The sequence below is a fragment of the Flavobacterium humi genome (genome assembly GCF_004745595.1).
In the GTDB taxonomy this organism is placed as follows: Bacteria; Bacteroidota; Bacteroidia; order Flavobacteriales; family Flavobacteriaceae; genus Flavobacterium; species Flavobacterium humi.
The window spans coordinates 129,931-154,641 of record NZ_SRLH01000008.1; the positions used below are offsets into that span (position 1 = coordinate 129,931).

Below are 24,711 nucleotides of genomic sequence, written 5' to 3' on the forward strand. Positions count from 1 at the left end.
AAATTTGCGTTCCGTTTGACCGGTAACCCAAATTTTTTGCAAATGTTAAAAAAAGGATTGAAATTAAATAGCATTTTAACAGGAAGTTGTCCTAAATGTCAGGAAGAGAGCATGTATGTGTCTAAAAACATGTACAATCCTTCATTTACCATCAAAATGAAAGAAGAATGCAGCCATTGCGGCCTTCGTTATAAGATCGAACCTTCCTTTTTTTATGGGTCGATGTATGTGAGTTACGGATTGGGTGTTGCCTTGGGTGTAGCGGCTTTTGTAGTCTTTTATTTTTTCCTCAAGACCAATATGAAGACCGCCTTTATTGGCATCACAGCTACATTGATCCTATTGATGCCCGTTATCATGCGCCTTTCCCGCAATATCTGGATTAACATTTTCATCAGTTACGATAAGGATTGGAAAGAAAAAACAGACTCTCAACAGTCATAAAACACAAAGGTTTACTTTCCGGAATCGTTAGTTTTTTTGGTCTTTTTCACAAATCTTTTACTATCGATCTGCTCATCCAACGGTATGCCTTTTTCAATATTTTCGAATAAGGCTTTCGCCAAAGATGGGCCTAACATTACCCCTCGGGTTCCTAATCCGTTAAGGATATGCAGGTTTTGATGTTGTGCATGCGTTCCTACCAAAGGCCTTCTGTCTTTTACTGTTGGGCGTACGCCGGCAAAATGGGCCACAATTTCAAAATCACAATCGATGAGTTCCTTGAGGTTACCAATAAGTTCTTGTTTCCCTTCTTCTGTTGGAATGTCCGTTTTATCATCCCAGTTATACGTGGAACCCACCTTGAACAACTGATTTCCTATCGGCAGGATGAATACACTCGATTTCAAAACCACGTCAAGATCAAGGTCTGGCGCTTTGATGATTAGCAGTTCTCCTTTGGTACCATCCAAAGGCAATTCGTTAAAAAACGGGTTGTGTTGCAGCCCGAATCCTTCTGCAAAAATAATATGGCGTGCCTTAATGCCTTTGTAGTTGATATAATTGTCATGGAATTCCACGGCAGGATATTCGAAAGTTTCCTGAATGAAAAGATTTTCAGCTTTTAGATACGAAATATAATGATCCAACAAGGCAGCCGTATCGACATAACCCGTTTGCAACACCTCACCAAAACCAAAAGCGGCACTGATCGATTGGTATTCCCTGTGGACGATTTCCGTGGAAAGGAATGGCGCCAGGTTAGGTTTATCCGAAGCGTGGAACCAATTGTTCTGTTCTTCAATAGAAGCAAATTTACGGTAAATGGGAATTTTAAAATCTACTTTTGAACCAATACGCTTTTCAATCATCGCGTAAAAAGACAAACCATACACCAATTGTTCCTTTGCCTGCCATACCTGACTAAAACGCTTTAAAATAACCGGGTTATACAAACCTCCGGCTACTCTGGACGAAGAACTGGAACAATTATCCATAATCAAAAAAGATTTCTCGTTCTGCAAAGCAGTTTCCGCGAAACAAATTCCGGCTATTCCGGAACCTATAATTAAATAATCAATCATAAAGCAAAAGTATAGAAATAAAAAAACTCTCGTCTGTTAGACGAGAGTTTTTTATGAAATTGGAGAAATTTGATATTAGTAATTCCACATATCTTGTTCGAAATTACGAACTTTATCTTTTACTCTTTCAGATTCGATCAATTGCATTAATGAGTTATCTTTCATATACTCAACAATTTCTCTATCGTTGTAAACGTTTTCTTCTTTATAAGTAAGTGCATTGAAACGACGTGAGTTCAACAAATGGTCAAAAGAAATCGGCATAGATGAATTTTTATCGTTGAATGCTTTCCATTCGTGTAACAATTCACGTGCTCCAGGATAGAATACCCAGAATAATTCGATGTAATCTTTTTCCTCTTCTGATTTACCCATTGTATAAACGTCTGGAATCACAGGGCAAATACCTAAAATTCTGTAACGTAAATCCGATTGGCGTTTGTCAAAATACCATAGACCAACAATTTTGTAGTCTGATACGTCGATAGAAGCTAAATCTGTTTTTACAACAAACTCGTCTGAAATTTTTCTTGAAGCCGGAATAGTATCCGTTTTCATCTTTCCGGTTTTTTGCTTCACCATTTTCTTGCCCTTTTTAACCATAGTATACTCTGGTGTTTGAACAATTCTGGTTCTGAAAGCATCCGGGTCTTCATTCATTTGCTCTCTACCTGCATCACTTGTATCTGTTTTTGTCAAAGAAGCATTGATGTCTTTTAGCGTTTTCTTTTCTCTGAAATAGCTATCGCCATAAACTTCCGTGATTTTTCCAGATTTGATACCTTTTACCAACACATCGTATAATGAACGACGGTCACTACCTACACTGGCAGTATCAATTGGGTAATACAACGGGAAATTGATTCTTTCGTCAAGGTCAATTATTTCCCATGTTTTTTTAGACATTAAAACATCACGGTCATCGATATAACCGTATTCTAATGGCTTGTCGTTATCTTTTTGTTGTTGAGCTGCCGATTTAAGACCAATTTCAGCTGGCACTTTAGCGTTCAACAAGTTAGATTGTGCATTAGAAGCTGTACTTCCAGCAAAAATAGTAGCAAAAACTAATAATAAATTTCTCCAATTCATAATTTTATAATTCTAGCGTTTAATTATAGTTTAAACGAAAATTCATATTTTTTTATTGTACTTCGAAAGTACAAGTAGAAACTCTCTTAGCAACCTGATCGATTCCAGAGAAAGAAGCTTTGATTTCAGAGATAACTACAACATCGCCTCTTCCTGCTTTAGAAATAGCTGCTCTAGCTCTTGAATCCATTTTGCTACCTGAACATACGATTGTAGGTTGTCCAGGAACTTTAATGTTAAATTGTGTTACGTTTACAGTTACAGGGAAATCGAAATCTTCCATTACTGCAGTAATCGTACAGTTTTCCAAGTTTGATTTAGGACCTTTAGCCGCTACTTCACCACGGATTTTTCCGGTTGGAGCAGGCAATCCTTTGATACGGAATTCTTTTTTGTCACTAACTACTTTACCATCAGGTAATTTAGCAGAAACATTGATCATTACAGAAGTTCCAGCACCTGGTTTCAAAACGTATTTACCGTTTCCAACTTTAGACATACCTGTAGCGTTAGCGTTTACGTTGTTATCACCAACACCAGCGAAAGAGATAGACATTGGGTTAGGAACACCACGGTATACTACATTCATTTTATCAGCTGAGATAGTTGCAGAGTTAGGTCTTGGTACAACAACATAGCTTCCTTCGAATTTAAGTGGAATGTTTTTTCCATCTTCCAAGAAGCTGAATTGACCGTTGATTTTTTGCTCTCCAACAGCTCCTGCAGTTAACGAAATAACAGCTTGACCGTTTTCTAATTTACCAGGACCTTGGAATGAAGTAGGAACAGTAGATTCGTCATAACGACCTAAAACCACTTTACCTTTTACGTTCTCTCCTTGGAAATAAGCATTTTTCTCTAAAACAACAATTGCTTGATAGTTACTGTAAGAAGCAGTTTGAACCGCCGCTTTACCTAAAGCTGCACTGATTACATCAGATTCTGCTTTTTTAGCATCATTCTGCCAAGCAGTTAATTTAGCCAAAGAAGCAATTGCAGGGAAACCTTTGAAGTGATAGTTTAAGTATTTATCTTTTAATCCTTCTTTGTTTGCAACATCCGATAAATCGAATTTTTTAGTGATCTCAGCAAGAATCGGAGCATATTTTTTGTCTCCTAAAGCCGCTTTCATATCCGCTTTGTAAGCTTCGATTGCAGCAACAACTTCCTTACCTCTTTTAGAATAACCTTCACCTGTAAACCAGCTGTTATCTAAATTATCCGCTTTATCCATAGCCTCATAAGGTAATTTACCATTCTCACCTTTTTCAACTCCGGTTAAAACTTCATTTTTTAAAGTTCCAACGAAATCATAGAATTTTTTAGTAGCCGCTTCCACTTTATGAGCTGTAGCCGCTGCTCCAATAAATTCTCCTTTTGCCTCAGACGCCTTAGCATCTAAAGCTTGTAACATGCCAGCATTGTTTGTAGTAGAAGCTGTATTTGCACCTTCGAATTTTTCATTCATCAATCCGAAAGCTGACAAAACTTCTTTTGACATGTTCATTGCCAACATTGCGATGAAAACCAGATACATCAGGTTGATCATCTTCTGTCTAGGGGTTAATTTTCCTCCTGCCATTTTTTCTAATTAGTTTTTTGTTATTAAATAAAATTTATAGTTAAAAAAACTAATTATCCTTTGTTACTCATTGCAGAAAGCATACCACCGTAAACATTGTTCAATGAAGCAATGTTAGAAGTCATAGACTGCATTTGTTCTTTTAATTTAGATGCGTTTTCAGCAATTTCGCTGTTAGCTTGTGCATTACGTGAAGCACTTTCTAATTGTACTTTGTATAAACTGTTCAATGATTCCATTTGAGCAGCTGCCATAGTCATTTCTTCAGCATATTTCTTTTGAGAAGCGATAGCATCAACAGTTGGAGAAATGCTTTTAGCAGCTCCTTCAAAGTTTTTAATGCTATTTCCTAAGCTAGACATCAATTCTCCGTCAATTTTAGCTTCTTTCAACATAGCGTCCAATTTTTGAGAAAGTAATCCTTGCGCTTCAGTTGCGTCTTCTTTTTTTGTTTTTTTGTTAGCTTCGCCACCCGCTAATTCTGGGTAAACCAATGACCAGTCAAGATCTTTTTCAACAGGTTCGAAAGCTGATAAAGCAAAGATTAATGCCTCTGTTACCAATCCTATCGTCAACATCACTGTTCCAGTTAGAAAACCGAACTCGAAGTGAGCGATTTTAAATAATGCTCCAAGGATAACCACTGATGCTCCCATACCGTAAGCGAAATTCATTGCTTTTTTGCTTAAAATTGCCATAATAAATAATTTTAGTTAAGTTAAATATAAAAATAAAGTTTGGTTAGTTACTTATTTGCCTGCGTTTCCAGTTACGTTAGTACCCATATAATCTTGGATAGTACGGAAACCAATATAACTTCTTGCTGAATCTGCATACTCGAAATCACGGGTTCCAACTTGTAAGAAGTAAGAAACATCTTTCCATGAACCTCCGCGAATAACTTTTCTCATATTACTGTTGTCAGATACATTTGGGTTCATAGTCGACACGAATTCATATGCTGTAGGATCATATGATGAATCAGTCCACTCAGAAACGTTACCTGCCATGTTGTATAAGTTATAATCATTTGGCTCGTAAGATTGAGCTTCAACAGTATACAAAGCCTGATCTGCTGCATAATCCCCACGTACCGGTTTGAAGTTTGCCAAATAACAACCTCTGTCGTTTTTAGCATAAGGACCTCCCCATGGATATGTTCCAGACTCAAGACCACCACGTGCAGCATATTCCCACTCCGCTTCAGTTGGAAGCCTGTAAGTGCTTACGAAATCCTGGTGACGTCTTTTTCTTTCAGCATTATGGTATAAAGTTCTCCAAGCACAGAATGCTTTAGCTTGTTTCCAGCTAACTCCAACTACAGGATAATCCCCGTAAGCCTGGTGCCAGAAATAATCATTATGCATTGGCTCATTGTAAGAGTACGCGAAATCTTTGATCCAAACTGTAGTATCAGGATAGATTTTCACTTCTTCCTTACGGATAAACTCTTTACGTTTTCCAACTTTAGCTTTAGCAGCTGCCTGGATGTCCATCCAAGAATAACGGAATTTCAACTTATCCACATCAATAGTTCTCAAACCATTGTAAGCTTCTTCTGCAGGAATGTACATAGAGTCCATAACTTCAGTATAATAAGCATCAGGATATTGGCTTGTATTCCATTTCAATGCTACTTTTTTGTTTAATTTTCTACCTGCGTAAGGATCGTCGCCAGTACCTACACTATAGTAGTTGTCATACATATATTTATCATATACGCTCATATTAGTCGTATCAGCATCAACAAACGCATAGTCAGCAATACTTCCACCTTTTTTAGAAGATTTAGGATCGTTTTTCTCTCCTAATTCGTCAGCCGAGATAGCCAAACGCATTCTAACGATAGAGTCTCTCACCCAGTTTACATACTGTCTGTACTCGCTATTAGTAATTTCCGTTTCATCCATATAAAAGGAACGAACCGTTACTGTTTTTGTTGGAGCATCTTGTACGTTGGCTAAATCATCATCTGATTTCCCCATAATAAAAGCACCTCCAGGTACTAAAGTCATACCATAAGGCTTCTCCGGGTGCCAAGCTTTTCCTTTAACACCTACAAGCTGTCCGTTATCTTTCGAACCACAGCTGTACAAAAATGAAACCAATACTGTTAATAAAATGAACTTCTTCATATAAATTTGGGTTATGTATGTATTCATAAGTTTTAAGGGCGTAAACCTATTTATTTATTTTCTAAAAAACAATTTTTTTATTAAAAAAACCTTAAAAAAATTCTATTTAGACTTGTTACGCGTTAATTACACTGATACTTTATTATTTTAAATAAGATTTTTCCGTTGTGCTTTCCACCATCTTTCGGGAACTTCCCCATTACAGGCTGCCAAATAATCGTCATGTATACATGGCAATAACGTAGATTTCTTCAATTTATTATTGCTATTGGAAATAAACGGAATCTCGATCCACCATCTTTCTGTCTTATTACTCTTATAAAAGACAAGTTCGTCCTCAAGGGTCACTATATATTTTATATAATTTTCTTTTGTCCCAAACGGATATTCGTTAGACCTGTAATGAAAACCTTCTATAAAATACCAAATGATCTGGGCCACCAAAACAGATTCCTGCACAGAACCATGATGATTGAAAACCCCAAACGAAGCAACCTTATCGCTAATTCCGGCGTACCTTGACAAGGCACAAATTTCTTTGCCGGAAAAACCGTTGGGCACAAAAGTAGTAAAATTCCCCGAATCGGACGATTTTACCGCACTCAAATCCAAACTTACCAAATCGGCATCCCGGAAAACCGGTTCCGCAATGGCTGGATTGTTGCAAACTTCCCCCAGGCGATAGGCATCAAAATATAGTTTTTCAATCAGGTCAATCTCTTCCTGGGAATTAAAATACGTCTGATAGCCAATATTACTGTAATTGAAAAGGTTATTAGGTTCATCGACGATCATTCTTGACAAATAGGAGTGCGCAGGCAATCCTTCGTCTTTGGCAAAGTCGAATCTGCTGTCAATCGCAACCAGATTAACCATCTGCTCCAGGTTATCAAAAGCCCGGTACATGGCATAGGTCAAGTCTTGCGAACCGCCCAGGACAATCGGGACAATATTGTTTTTGATTAATTCCGCCATAGCCGTCTTTACCACAAAATAAGTATCCTCCAGACGGTTTCCGGCTTCGATATTCCCTAAATCGATAATTTGTGATTGCCAGTTGCCTGGAAACAAACTATAGAATTCCTTTCGGACAGCCGTCACATCGATAGCAACATCAGACAACCCTCTGTTTTCCAACACGCCAATAACGGCAATTGCAACATTTTCCAGACTAGGGAAATCGGTGTCGGTATGGAATACGACTTTTTTCCCTAAAGACTGCGGAGATAAGCCATGTATGAATTCTAAAAAATCCGCCTCTAACGGCTGAAGAAAATCAAATGCCATAGTCTATTTCTTTTTTGCTGCGGTTTTTTTAACAACTGCTTTCTTGGCCGCCGGTTTTTTGGCTGCCGTTTTCTTGGCAGGCGTTTTCTTTTCTATCAGTTCTTTTACCTGATCCAAAGTCATGGCCGCCGCATCTACATCTTTACTCAATTCGATTTTGATCTTGCCTTTGGTAATAACCGAACGGCCCCAGCGGGCTTTTTCAACCAAAATCCCTTCGGCTTCCCAGTTATGGATCACCTTATCGATGTTTTTCTGTAATTTATCCTCGATCAGTTCCACAACATCCGATTGTGAAAGATTATCGAAATTGTATTTTTTACTCACATTGATGAACAATCCGTTCCATTTGATAAAAGGACCGAAACGGCCTACACCTTTCTGAACAGGTTCATTTTTATAGGTAGCGATTGGAGCATCCGCTTTCGCTTTGTCATCTATAAGTTCCTGGGCTCTTTCCATGGTAACATCCAAAGGTTCTTCGCCCCTAGGCAAAGAAATAAAAACACTTCCGTGGCGTACATAAGGGCCAAAACGCCCGTTGTTTACCTCTACTTCTTCTCCTTTATATATACCTAAGTTTTTTGGAAGTAAAAACAAATTAAGTGCTTCTTCCAAAGTGATATTCCCAATATTCTGTTCGGTACGCAGGCTGGCGAACTGTTTGTTCTCATCTTCGGCGTCACCGATTTGGGCCATCGGGCCGAATTTCCCCAAACGGACACTTACCGGCTTCCCTGTTTTTGGGTCTTTGCCTAAAATCCTTTCACCACTTTCCCTTTCGGCATTTTCCTCTACATTTTTGACCGTTGGATGGAAATGATTGTAGAAATCCTGCATCATTTGCGCCCATTCAATATTTCCTTCGGCAATTTCGTCGAAATCCTGTTCTACTTTGGCTGTAAAATTATAATCCAATATCGTTTGGAAGTTTTTCACCAAAAAGTCAGTTACGATTGTCCCGATATCAGTAGGCACCAATTTGCCTTTATCGGAACCTGTGTTTTCTTTCAGCAGCTTCTCTGCCACTTTACCGGATTGAAGCGTTAACTGTGTATAATTTCTTTCCTGCCCTTCAAGGTTTCCTTTTTCTACATAATTCCTGTTGATGATTGTAGAAATGGTCGGCGCATAAGTAGACGGACGGCCAATACCTAATTCTTCCAGTTTCTTTACCAGGGAAGCTTCAGTATATCTTGCTGCGGCACGGGTATATCTTTCGGTGGCAGTAATGTAATTGTTGGAGAGTTTTTCATTCACTTTCATGGCCGGCAGCATTCCTTCCTGTTCTTCCTCGTCATCGTCGTGCCCTTCCAGGTATACTTTAAGGAAACCTTCAAACTTGATCACTTCACCAGATGCGGTAAATAATTCTTTATGGTTATCGGCTTCAATCTTCACATTGGTACGTTCCAGTTCGGCATCGCTCATTTGGGAGGCCAGCGTTCTTTTCCAGATCAGGTCATACAAACGCGCTTGGTCCCTGTCAATATCCACGGTGTGGCGTGTCATATCGGTAGGACGGATCGCTTCGTGGGCTTCCTGTGCTCCTTTGCTTTTGTTGGCAAAAGTCCTTGGCTTGGAAAATTCTTTTCCGTAGGAGGCGATAATTTCCGCTTTGGCAGCTTCCATCGCTTCATTGGAAAGGTTGACACTGTCCGTTCTCATATAGGTAATCAATCCGGCTTCATACAAACGTTGGGCCAATTGCATGGTAATCCCGACCGGCAGGTATAATTTCCGGGCGGCTTCCTGTTGCAGGGTTGAAGTTGTAAATGGAGCTGTTGGTGATTTCCGGGTAGGTTTTGTCTCCAAATCCGCTACCTTATATATAGAACCGATATTTTGTTGAAGAAATGCCTCAGCTTCTTTTTTGGTGCTGAAGTTCTTTGGTAATTTAGCTTTGAATGCTTTTCCGGCTTCGTTTGTAAATTCAGCCACTACAGAATACGAGGCCACTGCCTTGAAGTTCTGTATCTCGCGTTCGCGTTCCACAATAAGCCTTACAGAAACAGACTGTACACGGCCGGCAGACAACCCGCCTTTGATCTTGCGCCATAAAACCGGCGAAAGCTCATAACCTACAAGCCTGTCCAAAACACGGCGGGCCTGTTGCGCATTGACCAGGTTATAGTCTATCTCACGGGGATTATCGATTGCTTTAAGGATGGCATTTTTTGTAATCTCATGAAAAACAATACGTTTCGTTTTTTTAGGATCCAGTTTCAGTTCTTCCGCCAAGTGCCATGAAATAGCCTCTCCTTCGCGGTCCTCATCGGAAGCCAGCCAAACCATTTCGGCTGATTTAGATAATCCTTTTAATTTGGTTACCAATGCTTTCTTGTCCGGGGACACTTCGTATTTGGGTTTGAAGCCGTTGGTAACGTCTACCCCTATTTCCTTAGAAGGCAAGTCGGCAATATGCCCGTAACTTGACTCTACCTGGTAGTCGTTCCCGAGAAACTTCTCAATAGTTTTTGCCTTGGCAGGCGACTCAACGATCACTAAATTCTTTGCCATTTATTCTTTGTTTGAACCGCAAAAGTATGGGATTTTTTTAAATATAGCGGTTTTGTGCATTTTAAAAGTAAAAAATGTCGGTGAAATACGGGTATTCTTTGTTAAGAACAGACGGAATGAATTCCTTTTTGGAATCACGGATTGTAAGGATTTTCACAGATTGTTTACAGTAGTAGGCTAAGGTATGTGATGCAGGCATAGTTTATTTGTACTGCACTTTGAAAGCACTCTACCATACTACATCCATACTACATCCATACTAGATCCTGCACTTTAAACGCACTTTAAGAGCAAGCACCAAAGCCTTTTTTCCTACTTTGGCACCAACCGAAGCAGGAAGCACCTGCGCAATCATACTATAGATTAGCCCGGATTATGCCACACACTTACCCGACGCTCTTATATAGAGAAATAACGTATCTTTGGGAATACTGCGTAAACCCTAACGACATGAATACTCCAAAGCCTAAAAATATGGATGAATATATTGGTGGTTTTCCTGCTGAAGTACAGGAAATCCTGGAAAAAGTGCGTTTAACCATACGGCTTGCCGCTCCCGGCGCCGAAGAGAAAATCAGTTATTCGATGCCAGCTTTTGCACTAAATGGCATACTGGTTTATTTTGCAGCTTACAAGCACCACATTGGGCTGTACGGATTTCCTACCACTAATGATGCCTTTGCCAAAGAGCTTTCCGGTTATAAAACCGGCCGTGGATCTGTACAATTCCCGTTGGATGAGCCCATGCCTTTGGATTTGATCAGAAGGATCGTCCTGTTTCGGGCTGAAGAGAATTTAAAAAAGAAAAGGAAATCCTAAAGAAGCGCGATTTGCCCTGTTTGTGTATTGGTATACTTAGCCATCCTTTGCAAAAAAGGATATTGATTTACAATGGTTTAAACACTTCGTGCATTTTTTTGGAAATAACTCGAAATTCCTGTCACAAATGAGGGAAATTTTCGTCTTACGCTACATCAATTCCTTTTATGCCTTTAAGAAAAGAATACTACTAAATTATGAACCGGATCTTATTTTTGTTTTTTATACTCATTTCATTACCCACCTACTCCCAATCTCAGGAATATTATTTCAACAACTCATTGACAGGAACAAATGGAGGACAGCCCCTAACCCCGTTATTGTCCTGCGGCGCAACAACCGGCAGTTTCGGGTTAAACCCGATTATAACGTCGGATGGATTGTGCGGCAACCTCAACACCTATTGTTTTACTGCAGGTGAAGGATTCCAATATGATAACAGTACCATTACGGATGAATACAGCATCAATGTGTTTTTTAAGTTTACTACTTTGGGAAGCTATGCCCGGATCATCGATTTTTCGGATAGTACTTCCGACAGTGGGTTTTATTTACTGAACAACTGCCTCAATTTTTATCCTAACGGAAATGTAGGTACCTGCCCGTTCTTTCAGCCGGACATTTATTACCTGTTGACTTTTGTAAGGGACTCGGCCACGAATATCATTTCGGTGTATGTAAACGGTTCTTTATTCAGTTCTTATACTGATACGACAGGAATATATAAGCTGGCCAGCAATACCACACCGATTATTTTTTTCAGGGATGACAATCAGGTGCCTTGCGAAGTGAAGCCCGGCTGTGTAAAATACATTTCAGTAAGCCCTACCCAAATGACCCCGACAGAAGTCAATACCACCTGGATGAACATTTGTACTGTAGTGAACCCATGCCCGGTTTTACCAACGGCTTTGCTTTCCGGCTTCGGCAGTGTTTGCCCGGGATCAAGTACGGCCTTAAATGTAGCATTGACAGGAACCCAGCCCTGGAGTATTACGTATACAGACGGGGTAACCCCCGTAACCGTTAACGGGATTACCGCCAGCCCTTACCAGATAAGTGTTAGCCCGACTGCAACTAAAACGTATAGCCTTATAGCCGCCAATGATATCAGTTGTATAGCAACTGTCTCAGGATCGGCTACTGTTAGCGTAAACGATGTGCCGACAGCAACGCTTTCAGGTACTGCTTCCGTATGCCCGGGCACTAACACTACCTTAAGTGTAGCCTTGACAGGGACTCCTCCTTGGAGCATTGGGTATACGAATGGTTTTTATACAGCGAATGTTACCGGAATTACGGCCAGCCCTTACCTACTCAATGTAACCCCGGGCATTACCCAAACGTTTACCCTCACTGATATGATGGACAGCAATTGCATTGGAACTGTTTCGGGAGCAGCTGCCTTGACGGTAAACGATTTGCCAACAGCTGTGTTGTCTGGCACGACCTCTGTCTGTGCAGGATCAGGCACTCCTCTAAGTGTTACCTTTACAGGGACACCGCCCTGGAGCTTTAGTTATACAGACGGCTCTGTTCCGACAACCGTAAACGGAATAACAGCCAATCCTTATCTGATACCGGTTAGCCCAAGTGACGACACCACCTATACGATTACCGCAGTACATGATATCAATTGTACCGGAACCGTTTCAGGAAGCGCTTCTGTGGTCGTAAATGATTTACCTACCGCTGTCATTTCAGGCACCACATCTGTATGTTACGGAACAGAAGCTACAATTGTTTTTGCCGGTACACCCAATGCTACAGTTACTTATACTGTAAATTCAGGCAGCAGCCAGGCCATAACCCTTGACAACTCAGGCAATGCTACTTTGCCTACCGGAGATTTGACACAAGACAAACTGTTTACCTTACAAAATGTTGTTTTAGGCAGTTGCTCACAACCACTTACAGGATCAGCAACTGTGACAGTAAATGACAAACCAGTTATAACCTCACTGTCAGGCAACAATGTAATTTGTGTTGCATGGCAAACAAATGCGTTGTTAAGCGGATTGACACTGCATACCGACTTAAGTCCTGCCAGCTACACTTTCCAATGGCTATACAATGACACTATGATTCCCGGGGCAAATGGTACAGATTATACGTTGACTACCGCCTCCCATGGAAATTACAAGGTAATTGCCACACGTATAACACCCGGATCAGGATGCAGTATGGAATCTGAAGCTTATACGGTAATCCAATCCGGCCCTCCGTCGCTATCGGATCCCGGATATACCCTTAGTCATTTCTTTTCTGAAAACCAAAGCATTACAATATATGCGCAAGGATACGGGAATTATGAATATAGCATGGACGGAGGGGCTTTCCAAAGCAGCAATATATTCGAGAATGTACCCTCAGGCAGCCACAGCATCCAGATAAGAGATACGGGGCTGGATTGTGCAAGTGCCTTTATAAAAGATATCCAAACGATCAACTATCCTCATTTTTTCACTCCCAACGGGGACGGTATCAATGATACCTGGACCATTCCCGGTTTGGAAAATATCCCAGGTGCCCGAATTTGCATTTTTGACCGATTTGGGAAAATGATCAAAAACCTACAACCAACACAGCGCGGATGGGATGGTACCCTAAACAACAGGCAGCTGCCTTCCACGGATTATTGGTTTGTTGTAGAGTATACCGAAAACAACACCGTCAAACAATTTAAATCCCACTTTTCCCTGAAAAGGTAAAGTAGGTTGCACACATGAGAAAAATACTTGCCATTAGTGGAAGCACCCGCCATCCTTCTAGCAATTCCAACATCTTACAGTATATTTCAGGACTATTGCCCGCCGGTTATATTGTGGATTTTTTTGAAGATTTAGACAACCTTCCACATTTCAATCCGGACCTCGACAACGCAGAACTTCCTGTGGCAGTGGCCGATTTCAGGGCAAAAATCGCTACTGCAGACGGCATCCTGATTTGTACACCCGAATACGTTTTCAGTTTGCCCGGAAGTTTGAAAAATGCTTTGGAATGGTGTGTTTCGACTACATTGTTATCCCATAAAAATACCGGACTGGTTACGGCTTCCGCTTCGGGCGAAAAAGGACACGAACAATTGCTCTTAATCATGAAAACCCTGGAAGCCCGGTTCACTTCAGAAACACAGCTCTTGATACAAGGCGTGAGGGGAAAAATAAATCCGGAAGGCATTCTTACCGATGCTTCGACAGCACAGCAGCTTAAGGCTTTTGCCATGGCTTTTCAGGAACTGGTGGAAAGCAACGGTTAAAAAACACTACACTTCATCCAATTTTGAAAATACGATCGCCATTTATAGTATATCAATTATGCAGCATACAATAATTTGTTAAATCACAACTGTCATCTTGTCATATTTTCTGTTTTGCACTATATTTGCCAGAGAATTTGACTTATGGAAAAGATTATTGAAGAAGACAAGCAAGGCACCAGTCTTGTTTTGGAACATAAAGAAGGAAATACCAAGAAACTTTTTATTGAAAGTTACGGCTGTGCGATGAATTTTTCGGACAGCGAAATCGTAGCATCCATCCTGACCAATCAGGGTTACAATACCACCCAAAAGCTCGAAGAAGCTGATCTGGTCCTGGTCAATACCTGTTCCATTCGTGACAAAGCCGAGCAAACCGTGCGCAAGCGCCTGGAAAAATACAACGCCGTAAAGCGGATCAATCCGGGTATGAAAGTAGGTGTTTTAGGCTGCATGGCAGAACGTCTTAAAAGCCAGTTTTTGGAGGAAGAAAAAATAGTAGATCTAGTCGTAGGCCCTGATGCTTATAAGGATCTACCCAACCTCCTGGCCGAAGTTGAAGAAGGCCGGGACGCCATCAACGTTATCTTATCGAAAGAAGAGACCTATGGAGACATTTCGCCTGTGCGGCTTATGAGCAACGGCATTACCGCTTTGGTTTCCATTACCCGCGGCTGTGACAATATGTGCACGTTTTGCGTGGTCCCTTTTACAAGAGGGCGCGAACGAAGCCGCGAACCGCAAAGCATCATGGGGGAAATCCAGGATTTATGGGACAAAGGATTTAAGGAAATTACCTTGTTGGGCCAAAACGTAGATAGCTACCTTTGGTATGGCGGCGGATTGAAAAAAGATTTTGCCAACGCAACCGAAATGCAAAAAGCCACCGCAGTCGATTTTGACCAATTGTTGGAAATGGTTGCCAAAGGTTTCCCTAAAATGAGGATCCGTTTTTCGACTTCAAACCCGCAGGACATGCACGAAAGTGTACTGCATGTCATCGCCAAATACCCTAACATCTGTAAGCACATCCATTTACCGGTGCAATCCGGAAGCAATCGCATCCTGAAGGAAATGAACCGCCTGCATACTCGGGAAGAATACATGGCACTGATAGACAAAATCAGGGCTATCATACCAAACGCATCCATTTCCCAGGACATGATTGCCGGTTTTCCGACAGAAACGGAAGAAGACCACCAGGATACTTTAAGCCTTATGGAATATGTAAAGTACAATTTCGGGTATATGTATTCGTATTCGGAACGCCCTGGAACTTTGGCCGGAAGGAAAATGAAGGATGATGTTTCGGAAGAAGTAAAAGCAAGAAGGTTACAGGAAATTGTTGATTTGCAGCAAAAACACGCCTGGTTCCGCAGCGAGGAATTTATTGGGCAAACGGTAGAAGTATTGGTAGAGAAAGTTTCCAAAAAATCAGCCGAGGAATTTTCAGGAAGGAACTCCCAAAGCATCACGGTTGTTTTCCCGAAAGAAAATTATAAGATTGGTGATTTTGTGTTAGTGAACATCGAAAGCTGTACCTCCGGGACATTAAAAGGAAAAGCAGTCGGTTTGAGTGACATGAGTTAAAAATAAAAGCCATTAAGGACAATTTGCTAATTTCCAGGCAAATCCCTTCAATAGTAAAGACCTGTTTTACAATTCAATTAGGTGAACTGTAAATCATGCCGTCAGAAGTAAAAAAGAAAACAATAAATGGAATCAGTTCAAGCCATAAAACAACGGTTCGAGATTATCGGAAATGACCCGAAACTCAATCGTGCCATAGAAAAAGCCATTCAGGTAGCCCCAACCGATATTTCGGTACTGGTGGCCGGGGAAAGCGGTGTCGGAAAAGAAAGCATTCCCAAAATCATCCATTCGCTGTCACACCGCAAACACGGTAAATACATTGCCGTAAACTGCGGCGCTATCCCGGAAGGAACCATCGACAGTGAACTTTTCGGCCATGAGAAAGGCGCTTTTACCGGAGCCACAGGAACCCGCGAAGGTTATTTCGAAGTGGCAGACGGCGGTACTATTTTCCTGGATGAAGTAGGAGAATTACCGCTTACGACCCAAGTCCGGCTGTTGCGTGTTTTGGAAAACGGCGAATTTATTAAAGTAGGTTCTTCGCAAGTGCAGAAAACCAATGTACGCATCGTAGCAGCCACCAATGTGAATTTATTCGATGCCATCGAAAAAGGAAAATTCCGTGAGGACCTGTATTACCGTTTGAGCACGGTTGACATCACCCTGCCTGCCCTGCGCGACCGAAAAGACGACATCCACTTGTTATTCCGGAAATTTGCCGCAGATTTTGCACATAAATACAAAATGCCTCCGCTTAGGCTGGATGACAATGCCATCCAGGTGTTGCAGAAATTCCGATGGAGCGGGAATATCCGCCAGCTGCGCAATGTGGCCGAGCAAATTTCGGTCCTGGAAACCAACCGCGATATATCGGCCAATACACTGCTTTCCTATTTACCGCAGGAAGGGAATAATTTGCCTTCGGTTATCGGCAAAAAAGCGGAAAGCGATTTTTCAACCGAAAGGGATATTTTATACAAAGTCCTTTTTGACATGAAAAGCGACTTGAACGATTTGAAGAAACTAACGCTTGAATTGATGAAGAATGGCGCTTCCAAAGCCCATGAGATCAATCCTAACCTTATTCAGAAAATTTACGGCCCGAAAGAAAACGAAAGCGAGATTTCTTTTGAAGAAGAACCTAGGGCGGCCGTGCTTTCCAACCAGAACAATAACAATGATGATGATTTTGACGATGACGAAAATTATCTTTTTGCCGAAACCATTGAAGAAGAAGATTCCCTTCGGTTAGACCAAAAAGAAATCGAGCTCATCAAAAAAGCACTAGAGCGCAACAAAGGCAAACGAAAAGCGGCGGCAGACGAACTCGGGATTTCGGAAAGGACCCTATACAGGAAGATCAAACAATTTGATTTATAAAATACAGTAACTGCGAATCCGTTAATTATTTTTATATTCGCATGGGCTAAAAAGGCTCGAAAATACATTTTTGCAAAAACAGTTGCTTTAGTGACACATTTATGAAATACATCCGATACATACTGGCCTTAACGGTCTTTTTCACTTTCAGCGGCTGTTCGGTATATAATTTTACCGGGACAGGGAAAATTGACGCCAAAACGTTTCAGGTTAATTATTTCCAGAATGTTTCCGAATTGATCGAACCCGGCATTGACCGTGATTTTACCTTACGGTTACAGGATATGATCCAAAACCAGACCAACCTGAGCTTGACCAATACCAACGGGGATTTGGTTTATGAAGGCGAAATTGTCGATTACAGGGTTTCCCCAATGACGGCTACCGCAGAATTGACGGCCGCGCAAAGCCGTTTGAGCATTACGGTAAACCTGCGTTTCAGTAATAAAAACAAACCGGAGGAAAATTTTGAGAAACGGTTTTCCTTTTATGACGATTTCTCCGGAACCAGCTTGCCAACCGGCGCACAATTAAAAAAATCGCTGGACCTTATTTTTGAACGCATCACACAAGATATTTTCAGCGATACACTGGCCAAATGGTAAAACAAGCACCAAACCTATTATATAAAGGATGGGTTTATGCAATGGAACAAACAAAGACAATTTATTTTTAGATGACTGTTAGCGAGTATACTTATTTACTTAACAAACCTGATGCGATACATGACAAGCAGGTAAGCGACCTGGAGAAAATCCTGGACAATTTCCCGTATTTTCAAAGCGCGAGGAGCCTGCACCTGAAAGGGTTGTTCAACCAGGACAGTTTCAAATACAACCAGGCACTCAAAACAACAGCCAGTTATACCACAGACAGGACTGTTTTATTTGATTTTATTACTTCCGACGGGTTTAACAGCCATCATCACAAAAAAGCATCCGAGGAGAAGGAAGCGCTATTGGCAGACATTCCCGTTACAGCTGCCGATCTGGTTTTTGAAGCGGTAAACCCCGTTGCGGAAAACACTTTGGAGAAATCTATCATTTCTTCTATCAATGAGGCCGCTCAGGCGGAAGAGCCCATTACTGAAGAAACGCAAAACAACGCTATTGATACTGTTTCGGTTACAGAACCTGAACAGGAACCTTCTCCAGTTGTTTCTGTAAAAGAAGAAGAAATTGCACCAACAGAAGAAATACTTCAGGAAGAAATCCCAGCCACTCCTGCAGAAACTGAAATACCGGATTCGGCAGTAAAACTTGAAATAGGGAAACCGATACCGTTTGAACATTCCGAAACACATTCGTTCCAGGAATGGCTTCAATTAGCAAAAGTAAAACCTATTATCAGGGAAGAAAGTGAGGAAGAAACAAAAAAAGAGGATACTAATTTAGCTTCAAAACTAGAAATAATAGACAAGTTCATTGAAGCAAACCCTAAAATACCTCCAGTAAAATCAGATGTTCCGGCGCCCGGTTTTATAGTCAAAGAGGAAGATACTTCGTACTTAATGACCGAAACTTTAGCCAAAGTATACCTCGAGCAAAAAAAATACAATAAAGCAATTCAGGCATATGAAATATTAATTTTGAAATATCCAGAAAAAATTACTTTCTTTGCAGACCGAATTTCAGACATTAAAGCGTTACAACAAAATAATAATAATTAGACAATGAGCACATTTTCAATTTTTTTAGTGTTAATCACTATAGTTTGTTTTTTATTAATCGTAGTTATCATGGTTCAGAATCCTAAAGGTGGCGGTTTGTCTTCCACTTTCGGAAGTTCGCAAATGATGGGTGGCGTACAAAAAACAACAGACTTTTTAGATAAAAGTACCTGGTACCTTGCAGGTGCGTTAATCGCGTTAATCTTATTATCAAGCTTAAGTTTCACAGGAACTTCAAGTGATACCGGTTCTAAGATCATAGATGAAAGTGCCACTTCCGCACCAATCCCTTCAGCTCCGCAAGCAGCTCCTGTTACTACTCCTGCAGCAGACGGGACAAAAACAGACACTCCGGCGGCAACTGAAGCTCCGGCAAAAGAAGAAGCTAAAAAATAATTTCATTTGAAATTCAATAAAAAGATGCCAGCATGACAACGCTGGCATTTTTTATAAGAAAAAATGTCAGTTTTCAAGGCTTGGCATAATTTCTGAAAAAAAGAAAACAACCATTATATAATAACATAAATAGATAGAGTTATGGCATTAAACATTAAACCACTTGCAGACCGTGTTCTGGTGGAGCCTGTTGCAGCAGAAACACAAACGGCTTCAGGGATTTTTATTCCGGATACAGCAAAAGAAAAACCACAAAAAGGCAAAGTGGTTGCTGTAGGCAACGGCAAAAAAGACGAACCTCTTACCGTAAAAGTTGGAGATACTGTCCTTTATGGGAAATACGCCGGATCCGATTTAAAATTCGAAGGCAAGGATTACCTGATCATGCGCGAAGAAGATATCCTGGCAATAATTTAAAAAGCAATATGCTTTATGCCATAAGCTATATGCCTACCGCTATAAAGTATTAAGACTCGTTTTCTAAAAATCTAAAATAATGAGAGATTTTAAAAAGTACGAGATTTGGCAAATGAGCCATGATTTTACTTTAGAAATTTATAAAATCACTTCTCAATATCCAAAAGAAGAGATTTATGGTCTGATTAGTCAAATCCGAAGGGCCTCTTCCTCTATTCCAACAAATATTAGTGAGGGATGTGGTAGAAATAGCGATAACGAATTTAATCAATTCCTGAACATAGCGTTAGGATCAGCAAATGAAACAGAATATCTAGGGACTTACAATATATAGATAGAATGATTGCTAAAGATTTTTTAGACAAAATCAATATTATAAAAAGTAAAATTTACAGTTTAAAACAAAAATTAATTTCACCAACAGCTTAAAGCCTAAAGCTTAAAGCCTAAAGCAAAATAAAATGGCAAAAGATATAAAATTTGATATTGAAGCACGTGACGGTTTGAAACGTGGTGTAGATGCACTGGCAAATGCCGTAAAAGTAACGCTTGGCCCAAAAGGCCGCAATGTCATCATCGGGAAATCCTTTGGTGCTCCTAATGTGACTAAAGACGGTGTAACCGTAGCCAAAGAAATAGAACTGAAAGACCCGTTGGAAAACATGGGCGCCCAAATGGTAAAAGAAGTGGCTTCAAAAACCAACGACCTGGCCGGGGACGGAACAACAACAGCTACCGTTTTGGCACAAGCCATCGTAAAAGAAGGTTTAAAAAACGTGGCTGCCGGAGCCAATCCTATGGATTTGAAACGCGGAATAGACAAAGCCGTGGAAGCTATTGTAGCGGATTTGGGGAAACAAGCGAAAGTAGTAGGGAGCGATTCAGAGAAAATCAAGCAGATCGCCTCTATTTCAGCCAATAATGACGATGTTATCGGTGACCTGATTGCCGTGGCTTTCGGTAAAGTAGGCAAAGAAGGCGTTATTACCGTAGAAGAAGCCAAAGGAACAGATACCTATGTTGATGTGGTAGAAGGCATGCAGTTTGACAGAGGTTACCTTTCTCCGTACTTCGTTACCAACACAGAAAAAATGGAAGTCGAATTGGAAAGGCCTTACATTTTATTATACGATAAAAAAGTATCTTCCCTAAAAGAATTATTGCCAATCCTTGAACCGGTAGCGCAATCGGGCAAACCATTATTGATTATTGCCGAAGATGTAGATGGAGAAGCTCTTTCTACTTTGGTAGTCAACAAATTAAGAGGCGCCTTAAAAATAGCTGCAGTAAAAGCTCCGGGCTTCGGTGACAGAAGAAAAGCCATGCTCGAAGACATTGCCATCCTGACAGGAGGAACCGTAATTTCTGAAGAAAGCGGTTACAACCTTGAAAACGCTACTTTGGAAATGCTGGGAACTTCCGAAAAAGTAACCATCGACAAAGACAATACCACTATCGTAAACGGTGCCGGTGAAGCGGAAATGATCAAAAACCGTGTAAACCAGATCAAAGCACAAATGGAAAGTTCAACTTCCGAATACGACAAGGAAAAACTACAGGAGCGTCTGGCTAAATTAGCCGGTGGTGTTGCCGTTCTTTACGTTGGTGCTGCCTCTGAAGTGGAAATGAAAGAGAAAAAAGACCGTGTAGATGATGCCTTGCATGCGACTCGTGCCGCTGTTGAAGAAGGAATTGTTGCCGGTGGCGGTGTTGCTTTATTACGCGCCAAGAAAGTTTTGGATAAAATCAAAGCGGACAATGCCGATGAGGCAACAGGAATCCATATTGTTTCCCGTGCCGTAGAAGCTCCTTTGAGAACCATTGTTGAAAATGCAGGCCTGGAAGGTTCTGTAATTGTGGCAAAAGTAGCGGAAGGAAAAGACAACTTCGGGTACAATGCAAAATCCGACGAATATGTAGACATGCTAAAAGCCGGAATCATCGATCCTAAAAAAGTAACCCGTGTAGCTCTTGAAAATGCGGCTTCCGTATCGGGAATGATCCTGATCACCGAGTGTGCTTTGGTGGAAATCAAAGAAGAAAACGCTGGAGGAATGCCAATGGGCGGAGGAATGCCTGGAATGATGTAATCCATTGACTTTAAATAAATTATAAAAAAAACCCGATTAGTATGAGCTAATCGGGTTTTTATTTATCCTTTCTTTTTAGAAAAATCAAAAGTAGTGATATACGATAGGCGGACAGTTGGATTGTCTTCCTGCAACGTATTGGAAAAATTCCAGATATGCTGATGGATGTAAGCCAATTGCACCTGGTGTTGCCTGGTAAACTGGTACCCTATTCCTCCTATGATCCTATTCTGATTTAAAAAAGTCTTTCCTGCATTGGCCCCCAAATTCATGAAAACCTCATCGCCCAAAATCGCAAAAACAGTGGTCATGTCTTCTTTTTTGACTAACGGATAATTTATCAGGAACATATACCGCAACCGATTGCGATACTCATAACGCCCTATTTCAAGCCCATCTCCCGCCGGGTCACTCACAGCTATGCCCACATACCGAAACTCGTCACGCAAGCGGTGCGTCAGTTTCGAAGCTCCCAAATACTGCGTATACGTCCCCTGGATCCAAAAATGGTCTTCCGGGGTTTGTATTTTGTTCAGGGAAGGATTCCCGTATACATACGTATTATAATGGCTGTAGCCGATGCTTCCCGCCAATGCTTTTGTAAACTGATAATCCAATGACGGACGGATGAACCATTGCTGTTTTTCCGAAAGGCCGCCGGTATATCGCATTGTGCCTTCAAGGGTCAGCGAAAGTTTTTGCGTCAGCAGGTTTTTACCCGAATAATGAAACCAGATGTTCTCATTAGTGGTTTTGGTTTGCGAATGTGAAATGACAGGAGAAAAACAAAGAAAAAGGAAAACGATTTCTATTTTTCTGATCATACTATATTATTCAATGTGTACTCTTTTCTTTAGTATTTTCCACAGCACAGGCAACGTTGTTACGGCCACAATCCCGATTACGATATATTCGATATAATGCTTGAGGTCTATCCCGAATTTATCCAGGAAGAAAGCATAGAAATAATGCCCCGCGAAAATCATGGAAAAGGACCACAATGCCGAACCCAGGATATTATAAAACATGAATTTCTTTTTATCCATCGAAACAATACCGGCAATTACCGGAGCAAAAGTCCTCACGATCGGCAGGAAGCGGGCAAAAACAATAGCCCTGTTTCCGTATTTTTCAAAAAAAGCCTTTGACTGGTACAGGTATTTCTTTTTGAAGAAAAAGCTGTCTTCCTTATTGAACAGGTAGTTCCCGCTTTTGGCACCAACCCAATAGCCGGCCATATTGCCCAGGATCCCCATCAGGGACACCAATAATGCGAATACGGTCACATTTAGGAAATCACTTCCCAAGGATACCTGGCTCATTAAGGTTTCGCTGTAAATCCCCGCTAAAAAAAGCAAACTGTCGCCTGGCAGGAAAAATCCGGCCAGTAGTCCTGTTTCGGCAAAGATGATAAACAATACAACGAATAATCCTATCTTGATTCCGCCGAATTCCAGCAAAATATAGAATTCCGGATTTAATAACTGCAGCCAATTGAAGTCTTCCATGCTGTAAATATACTCTTTTTATTAAAAAAACGAATGTACTACAATTAGTACATCCGCCCTATTTATTATAATTAAATTAATCTTAAATATCCAATTGGTATATTTCCGGCAAATCCTCATTGGAAGAATAATTCACTTCCAAATCTGTTACAAACCCGGAATTCAACCCGTACACCCAACCGTGCAGCGTTAGTTCCTGGCCGTTTTTCCAGGCACTTTGCACTATTGATGTTTTAGCCAGGTCTGAAACCTGCTCTTTGACGTTTATTTCGACAAATTTATTAAAACGTGCATCCTCATCCTGAATGGCGCCCAATTCCTTTTTGTTAAGGCGGTACACATCCTTGATATGGCGGATCCAGTTATCAATAATCCCGAAAGATCCGTTGGTCATAGCCGCTTTGACACCTCCGCAACCGTAATGACCGCAAACAATTACATGTTTGACTTTCAATACATTAACAGCATAATCCAACACGCTTAACATATTCATATCCGTATGGATGACCATATTGGCAATATTCCTGTGTACAAAAACTTCTCCCGGTTTTGCCCCGATGATCTCGTTGGCCGGCACGCGGCTGTCCGAACATCCGATCCATAGCAATGGTGGGTTTTGGCCTTTTGATAGATCTTTGAAGTAATTCGGGTCGATCGCTAATTGGCTTTCAACCCATTCTCTATTATTTTCTAATATTCTTTTATAAAAATCGCTCATAAGCTTCAATATTAATTGTTGTTGAATTTACACTATTTTCCCAATTCCTTCAAGGACAGGTGTGCATTTTGTTCGTCTTTGATAAAATCAGTGTCTGCATAGAATTCGACAAGGCCTGTTTCTACATTATACATGGCCCCGATGATCCCGATCTCGCCGTTCTCGACCATTTGCTCTAAGATGAAACTGCGCTGCAATATTGATTTCACAGTCCTTTTGACATTGATTTCGGCTACATTTTCAACAAATTCAGGGTTTTTGGAACTTCTTTCTCCTTTGGTTTGCTGTTCCTGGTAAACGGCCGGCTGCAATTTAGACAAAAGTTCAGTTAGATTGCCCATTTCCACATGATCACACGCGCCTTTAACGGCACCGCATTTGGTATGCCCTAAAACCACGATCAGTTTCGAACCCGCCACTTTACAGGCAAATTCCATGCTTCCTAAAATATCGGTATTTACGACATTTCCGGCTATACGGATGGAAAACACATCGCCTAAACCTTGGTCAAAAATCAATTCCGATGACGTGCGGCTATCAATACAGCTCAGGATAGTGGCAAAAGGCCATTGACCTTCGCTGGTCGCATTGACCTGCTCTAATAAATCACGGTGGAGTTTCAGGTTGTTTACAAATCGGCTATTGCCTTCTTTTAAAAGCCCAAGAGCTTGTCTTGGTGTTATTTGGGATTGTAATTCTTTATTTAAAGTTCTCATTTTT

General features: G+C 40.9%; 23 protein-coding genes. 12 read left to right on the forward strand and 11 right to left on the reverse strand.

The genetic code is table 11. The features are described 5' to 3' along the window. Positions 1-42: 42 nt before the first annotated feature. The gene (locus E4635_RS14120; protein ID WP_135527350.1) at positions 43-444 is read left to right on the forward strand and encodes a DUF983 domain-containing protein; all 402 of its coding nucleotides are present in this window, start codon (positions 43-45) and stop codon (positions 442-444) included. A gap of 11 nt (positions 445-455) precedes the next feature. Here the strand turns inward: E4635_RS14120 and E4635_RS14125 are convergent, their stop codons facing one another. From E4635_RS14125 to topA, 7 genes are all read right to left on the reverse strand, one after another. Next, a complete protein-coding gene (locus E4635_RS14125) occupies positions 456-1,526 on the reverse strand; it encodes an NAD(P)/FAD-dependent oxidoreductase (protein ID WP_135527351.1) in 1,071 nt (356 codons plus the stop codon). A gap of 75 nt (positions 1,527-1,601) precedes the next feature. Next, positions 1,602-2,618 carry a type IX secretion system ring subunit PorN/GldN gene (porN, locus tag E4635_RS14130; protein WP_135527352.1) on the reverse strand — a complete coding sequence of 339 codons (1,017 nt, stop codon included), beginning with the start codon at positions 2,616-2,618 and terminating at the stop codon, positions 1,602-1,604. A 52-nt stretch (positions 2,619-2,670) separates the two neighbouring features. Continuing rightward, positions 2,671-4,200, reverse strand: coding sequence for a type IX secretion system motor protein PorM/GldM (porM, locus tag E4635_RS14135; protein ID WP_135527353.1), 1,530 nt, complete (start codon positions 4,198-4,200; stop codon positions 2,671-2,673). A gap of 53 nt (positions 4,201-4,253) precedes the next feature. Next, a complete protein-coding gene (porL, locus tag E4635_RS14140) occupies positions 4,254-4,898 on the reverse strand; it encodes a type IX secretion system motor protein PorL/GldL (protein ID WP_135527354.1) in 645 nt (214 codons plus the stop codon). A 51-nt stretch (positions 4,899-4,949) separates the two neighbouring features. Next, entirely contained in the window at positions 4,950-6,335 is a 1,386-nt protein-coding gene (gene porK, locus E4635_RS14145) for a T9SS ring complex lipoprotein PorK/GldK (RefSeq protein ID WP_135527355.1), read from the reverse strand. Between the two features lie 147 nt (positions 6,336-6,482). After that, positions 6,483-7,622, reverse strand: a complete 1,140-nt coding sequence (locus tag E4635_RS14150; RefSeq protein ID WP_135527356.1) for a formimidoylglutamase — start codon at positions 7,620-7,622, stop codon at positions 6,483-6,485. Between the two features lie 3 nt (positions 7,623-7,625). Beyond that, positions 7,626-10,142 carry a type I DNA topoisomerase gene (gene topA / locus E4635_RS14155; RefSeq protein WP_135527357.1) on the reverse strand — a complete coding sequence of 839 codons (2,517 nt, stop codon included), beginning with the start codon at positions 10,140-10,142 and terminating at the stop codon, positions 7,626-7,628. A gap of 450 nt (positions 10,143-10,592) precedes the next feature. Between topA and E4635_RS14160 the strand changes: the two genes are divergently transcribed. The 11 genes from E4635_RS14160 (at position 10,593) to groL (ending at position 21,765) form a co-directional block, all read left to right on the forward strand. Then, positions 10,593-10,961 carry an iron chaperone gene (locus E4635_RS14160; protein WP_135527358.1) on the forward strand — a complete coding sequence of 123 codons (369 nt, stop codon included), beginning with the start codon at positions 10,593-10,595 and terminating at the stop codon, positions 10,959-10,961. 197 nt (positions 10,962-11,158) lie between these two features. Next, entirely contained in the window at positions 11,159-13,672 is a 2,514-nt protein-coding gene (locus tag E4635_RS14165) for a T9SS type B sorting domain-containing protein (RefSeq protein ID WP_135527359.1), read from the forward strand. A 14-nt stretch (positions 13,673-13,686) separates the two neighbouring features. Continuing rightward, a complete protein-coding gene (locus E4635_RS14170; RefSeq protein WP_135527360.1) occupies positions 13,687-14,220 on the forward strand; it encodes an NADPH-dependent FMN reductase in 534 nt (177 codons plus the stop codon). Between the two features lie 144 nt (positions 14,221-14,364). Then, positions 14,365-15,810 (forward strand): tRNA (N6-isopentenyl adenosine(37)-C2)-methylthiotransferase MiaB, encoded by a 1,446-nt coding sequence (gene miaB, locus E4635_RS14175; protein WP_135527361.1) that lies wholly within the window; start codon positions 14,365-14,367, stop codon positions 15,808-15,810. A gap of 126 nt (positions 15,811-15,936) precedes the next feature. Next, positions 15,937-17,193, forward strand: coding sequence for a sigma-54 interaction domain-containing protein (locus tag E4635_RS14180; protein WP_135527362.1), 1,257 nt, complete (start codon positions 15,937-15,939; stop codon positions 17,191-17,193). Between the two features lie 101 nt (positions 17,194-17,294). Further along, on the forward strand, positions 17,295-17,798 hold the full coding sequence (lptE, locus tag E4635_RS14185) for an LPS assembly lipoprotein LptE (protein WP_135527363.1): 504 nt from the start codon (positions 17,295-17,297) through the stop codon (positions 17,796-17,798). A gap of 71 nt (positions 17,799-17,869) precedes the next feature. Next, on the forward strand, positions 17,870-18,862 hold the full coding sequence (locus tag E4635_RS14190; RefSeq protein ID WP_135527364.1) for a tetratricopeptide repeat protein: 993 nt from the start codon (positions 17,870-17,872) through the stop codon (positions 18,860-18,862). Positions 18,863-18,865: 3 nt separating this feature from the next. Next, complete coding sequence (secG, locus tag E4635_RS14195; RefSeq protein WP_135527365.1) at positions 18,866-19,258, forward strand: preprotein translocase subunit SecG; 393 nt, start codon at positions 18,866-18,868, stop codon at positions 19,256-19,258. A gap of 141 nt (positions 19,259-19,399) precedes the next feature. Next, entirely contained in the window at positions 19,400-19,675 is a 276-nt protein-coding gene (locus E4635_RS14200) for a co-chaperone GroES (RefSeq protein ID WP_135527366.1), read from the forward strand. Positions 19,676-19,754: 79 nt separating this feature from the next. Continuing rightward, entirely contained in the window at positions 19,755-20,009 is a 255-nt protein-coding gene (locus E4635_RS14205; protein WP_317133530.1) for a four helix bundle protein, read from the forward strand. A gap of 127 nt (positions 20,010-20,136) precedes the next feature. Further along, on the forward strand, positions 20,137-21,765 hold the full coding sequence (gene groL / locus E4635_RS14210) for a chaperonin GroEL (RefSeq protein WP_135527367.1): 1,629 nt from the start codon (positions 20,137-20,139) through the stop codon (positions 21,763-21,765). A gap of 62 nt (positions 21,766-21,827) precedes the next feature. Here the strand turns inward: groL and E4635_RS14215 are convergent, their stop codons facing one another. From E4635_RS14215 to E4635_RS14230, 4 genes are all read right to left on the reverse strand, one after another. Beyond that, positions 21,828-22,589, reverse strand: a complete 762-nt coding sequence (locus E4635_RS14215) for a DUF2490 domain-containing protein (protein WP_135527368.1) — start codon at positions 22,587-22,589, stop codon at positions 21,828-21,830. A gap of 6 nt (positions 22,590-22,595) precedes the next feature. Continuing rightward, positions 22,596-23,273, reverse strand: coding sequence for a DedA family protein (locus tag E4635_RS14220; protein WP_135527369.1), 678 nt, complete (start codon positions 23,271-23,273; stop codon positions 22,596-22,598). A gap of 82 nt (positions 23,274-23,355) precedes the next feature. Further along, positions 23,356-23,991: a carbonate dehydratase gene (can, locus tag E4635_RS14225; protein WP_135527370.1), complete on the reverse strand. Its 636-nt coding sequence runs from the start codon at positions 23,989-23,991 to the stop codon at positions 23,356-23,358. Between the two features lie 32 nt (positions 23,992-24,023). Further along, positions 24,024-24,707 carry a carbonic anhydrase family protein gene (locus tag E4635_RS14230; protein WP_135527371.1) on the reverse strand — a complete coding sequence of 228 codons (684 nt, stop codon included), beginning with the start codon at positions 24,705-24,707 and terminating at the stop codon, positions 24,024-24,026. Positions 24,708-24,711 lie beyond the last annotated feature (4 nt).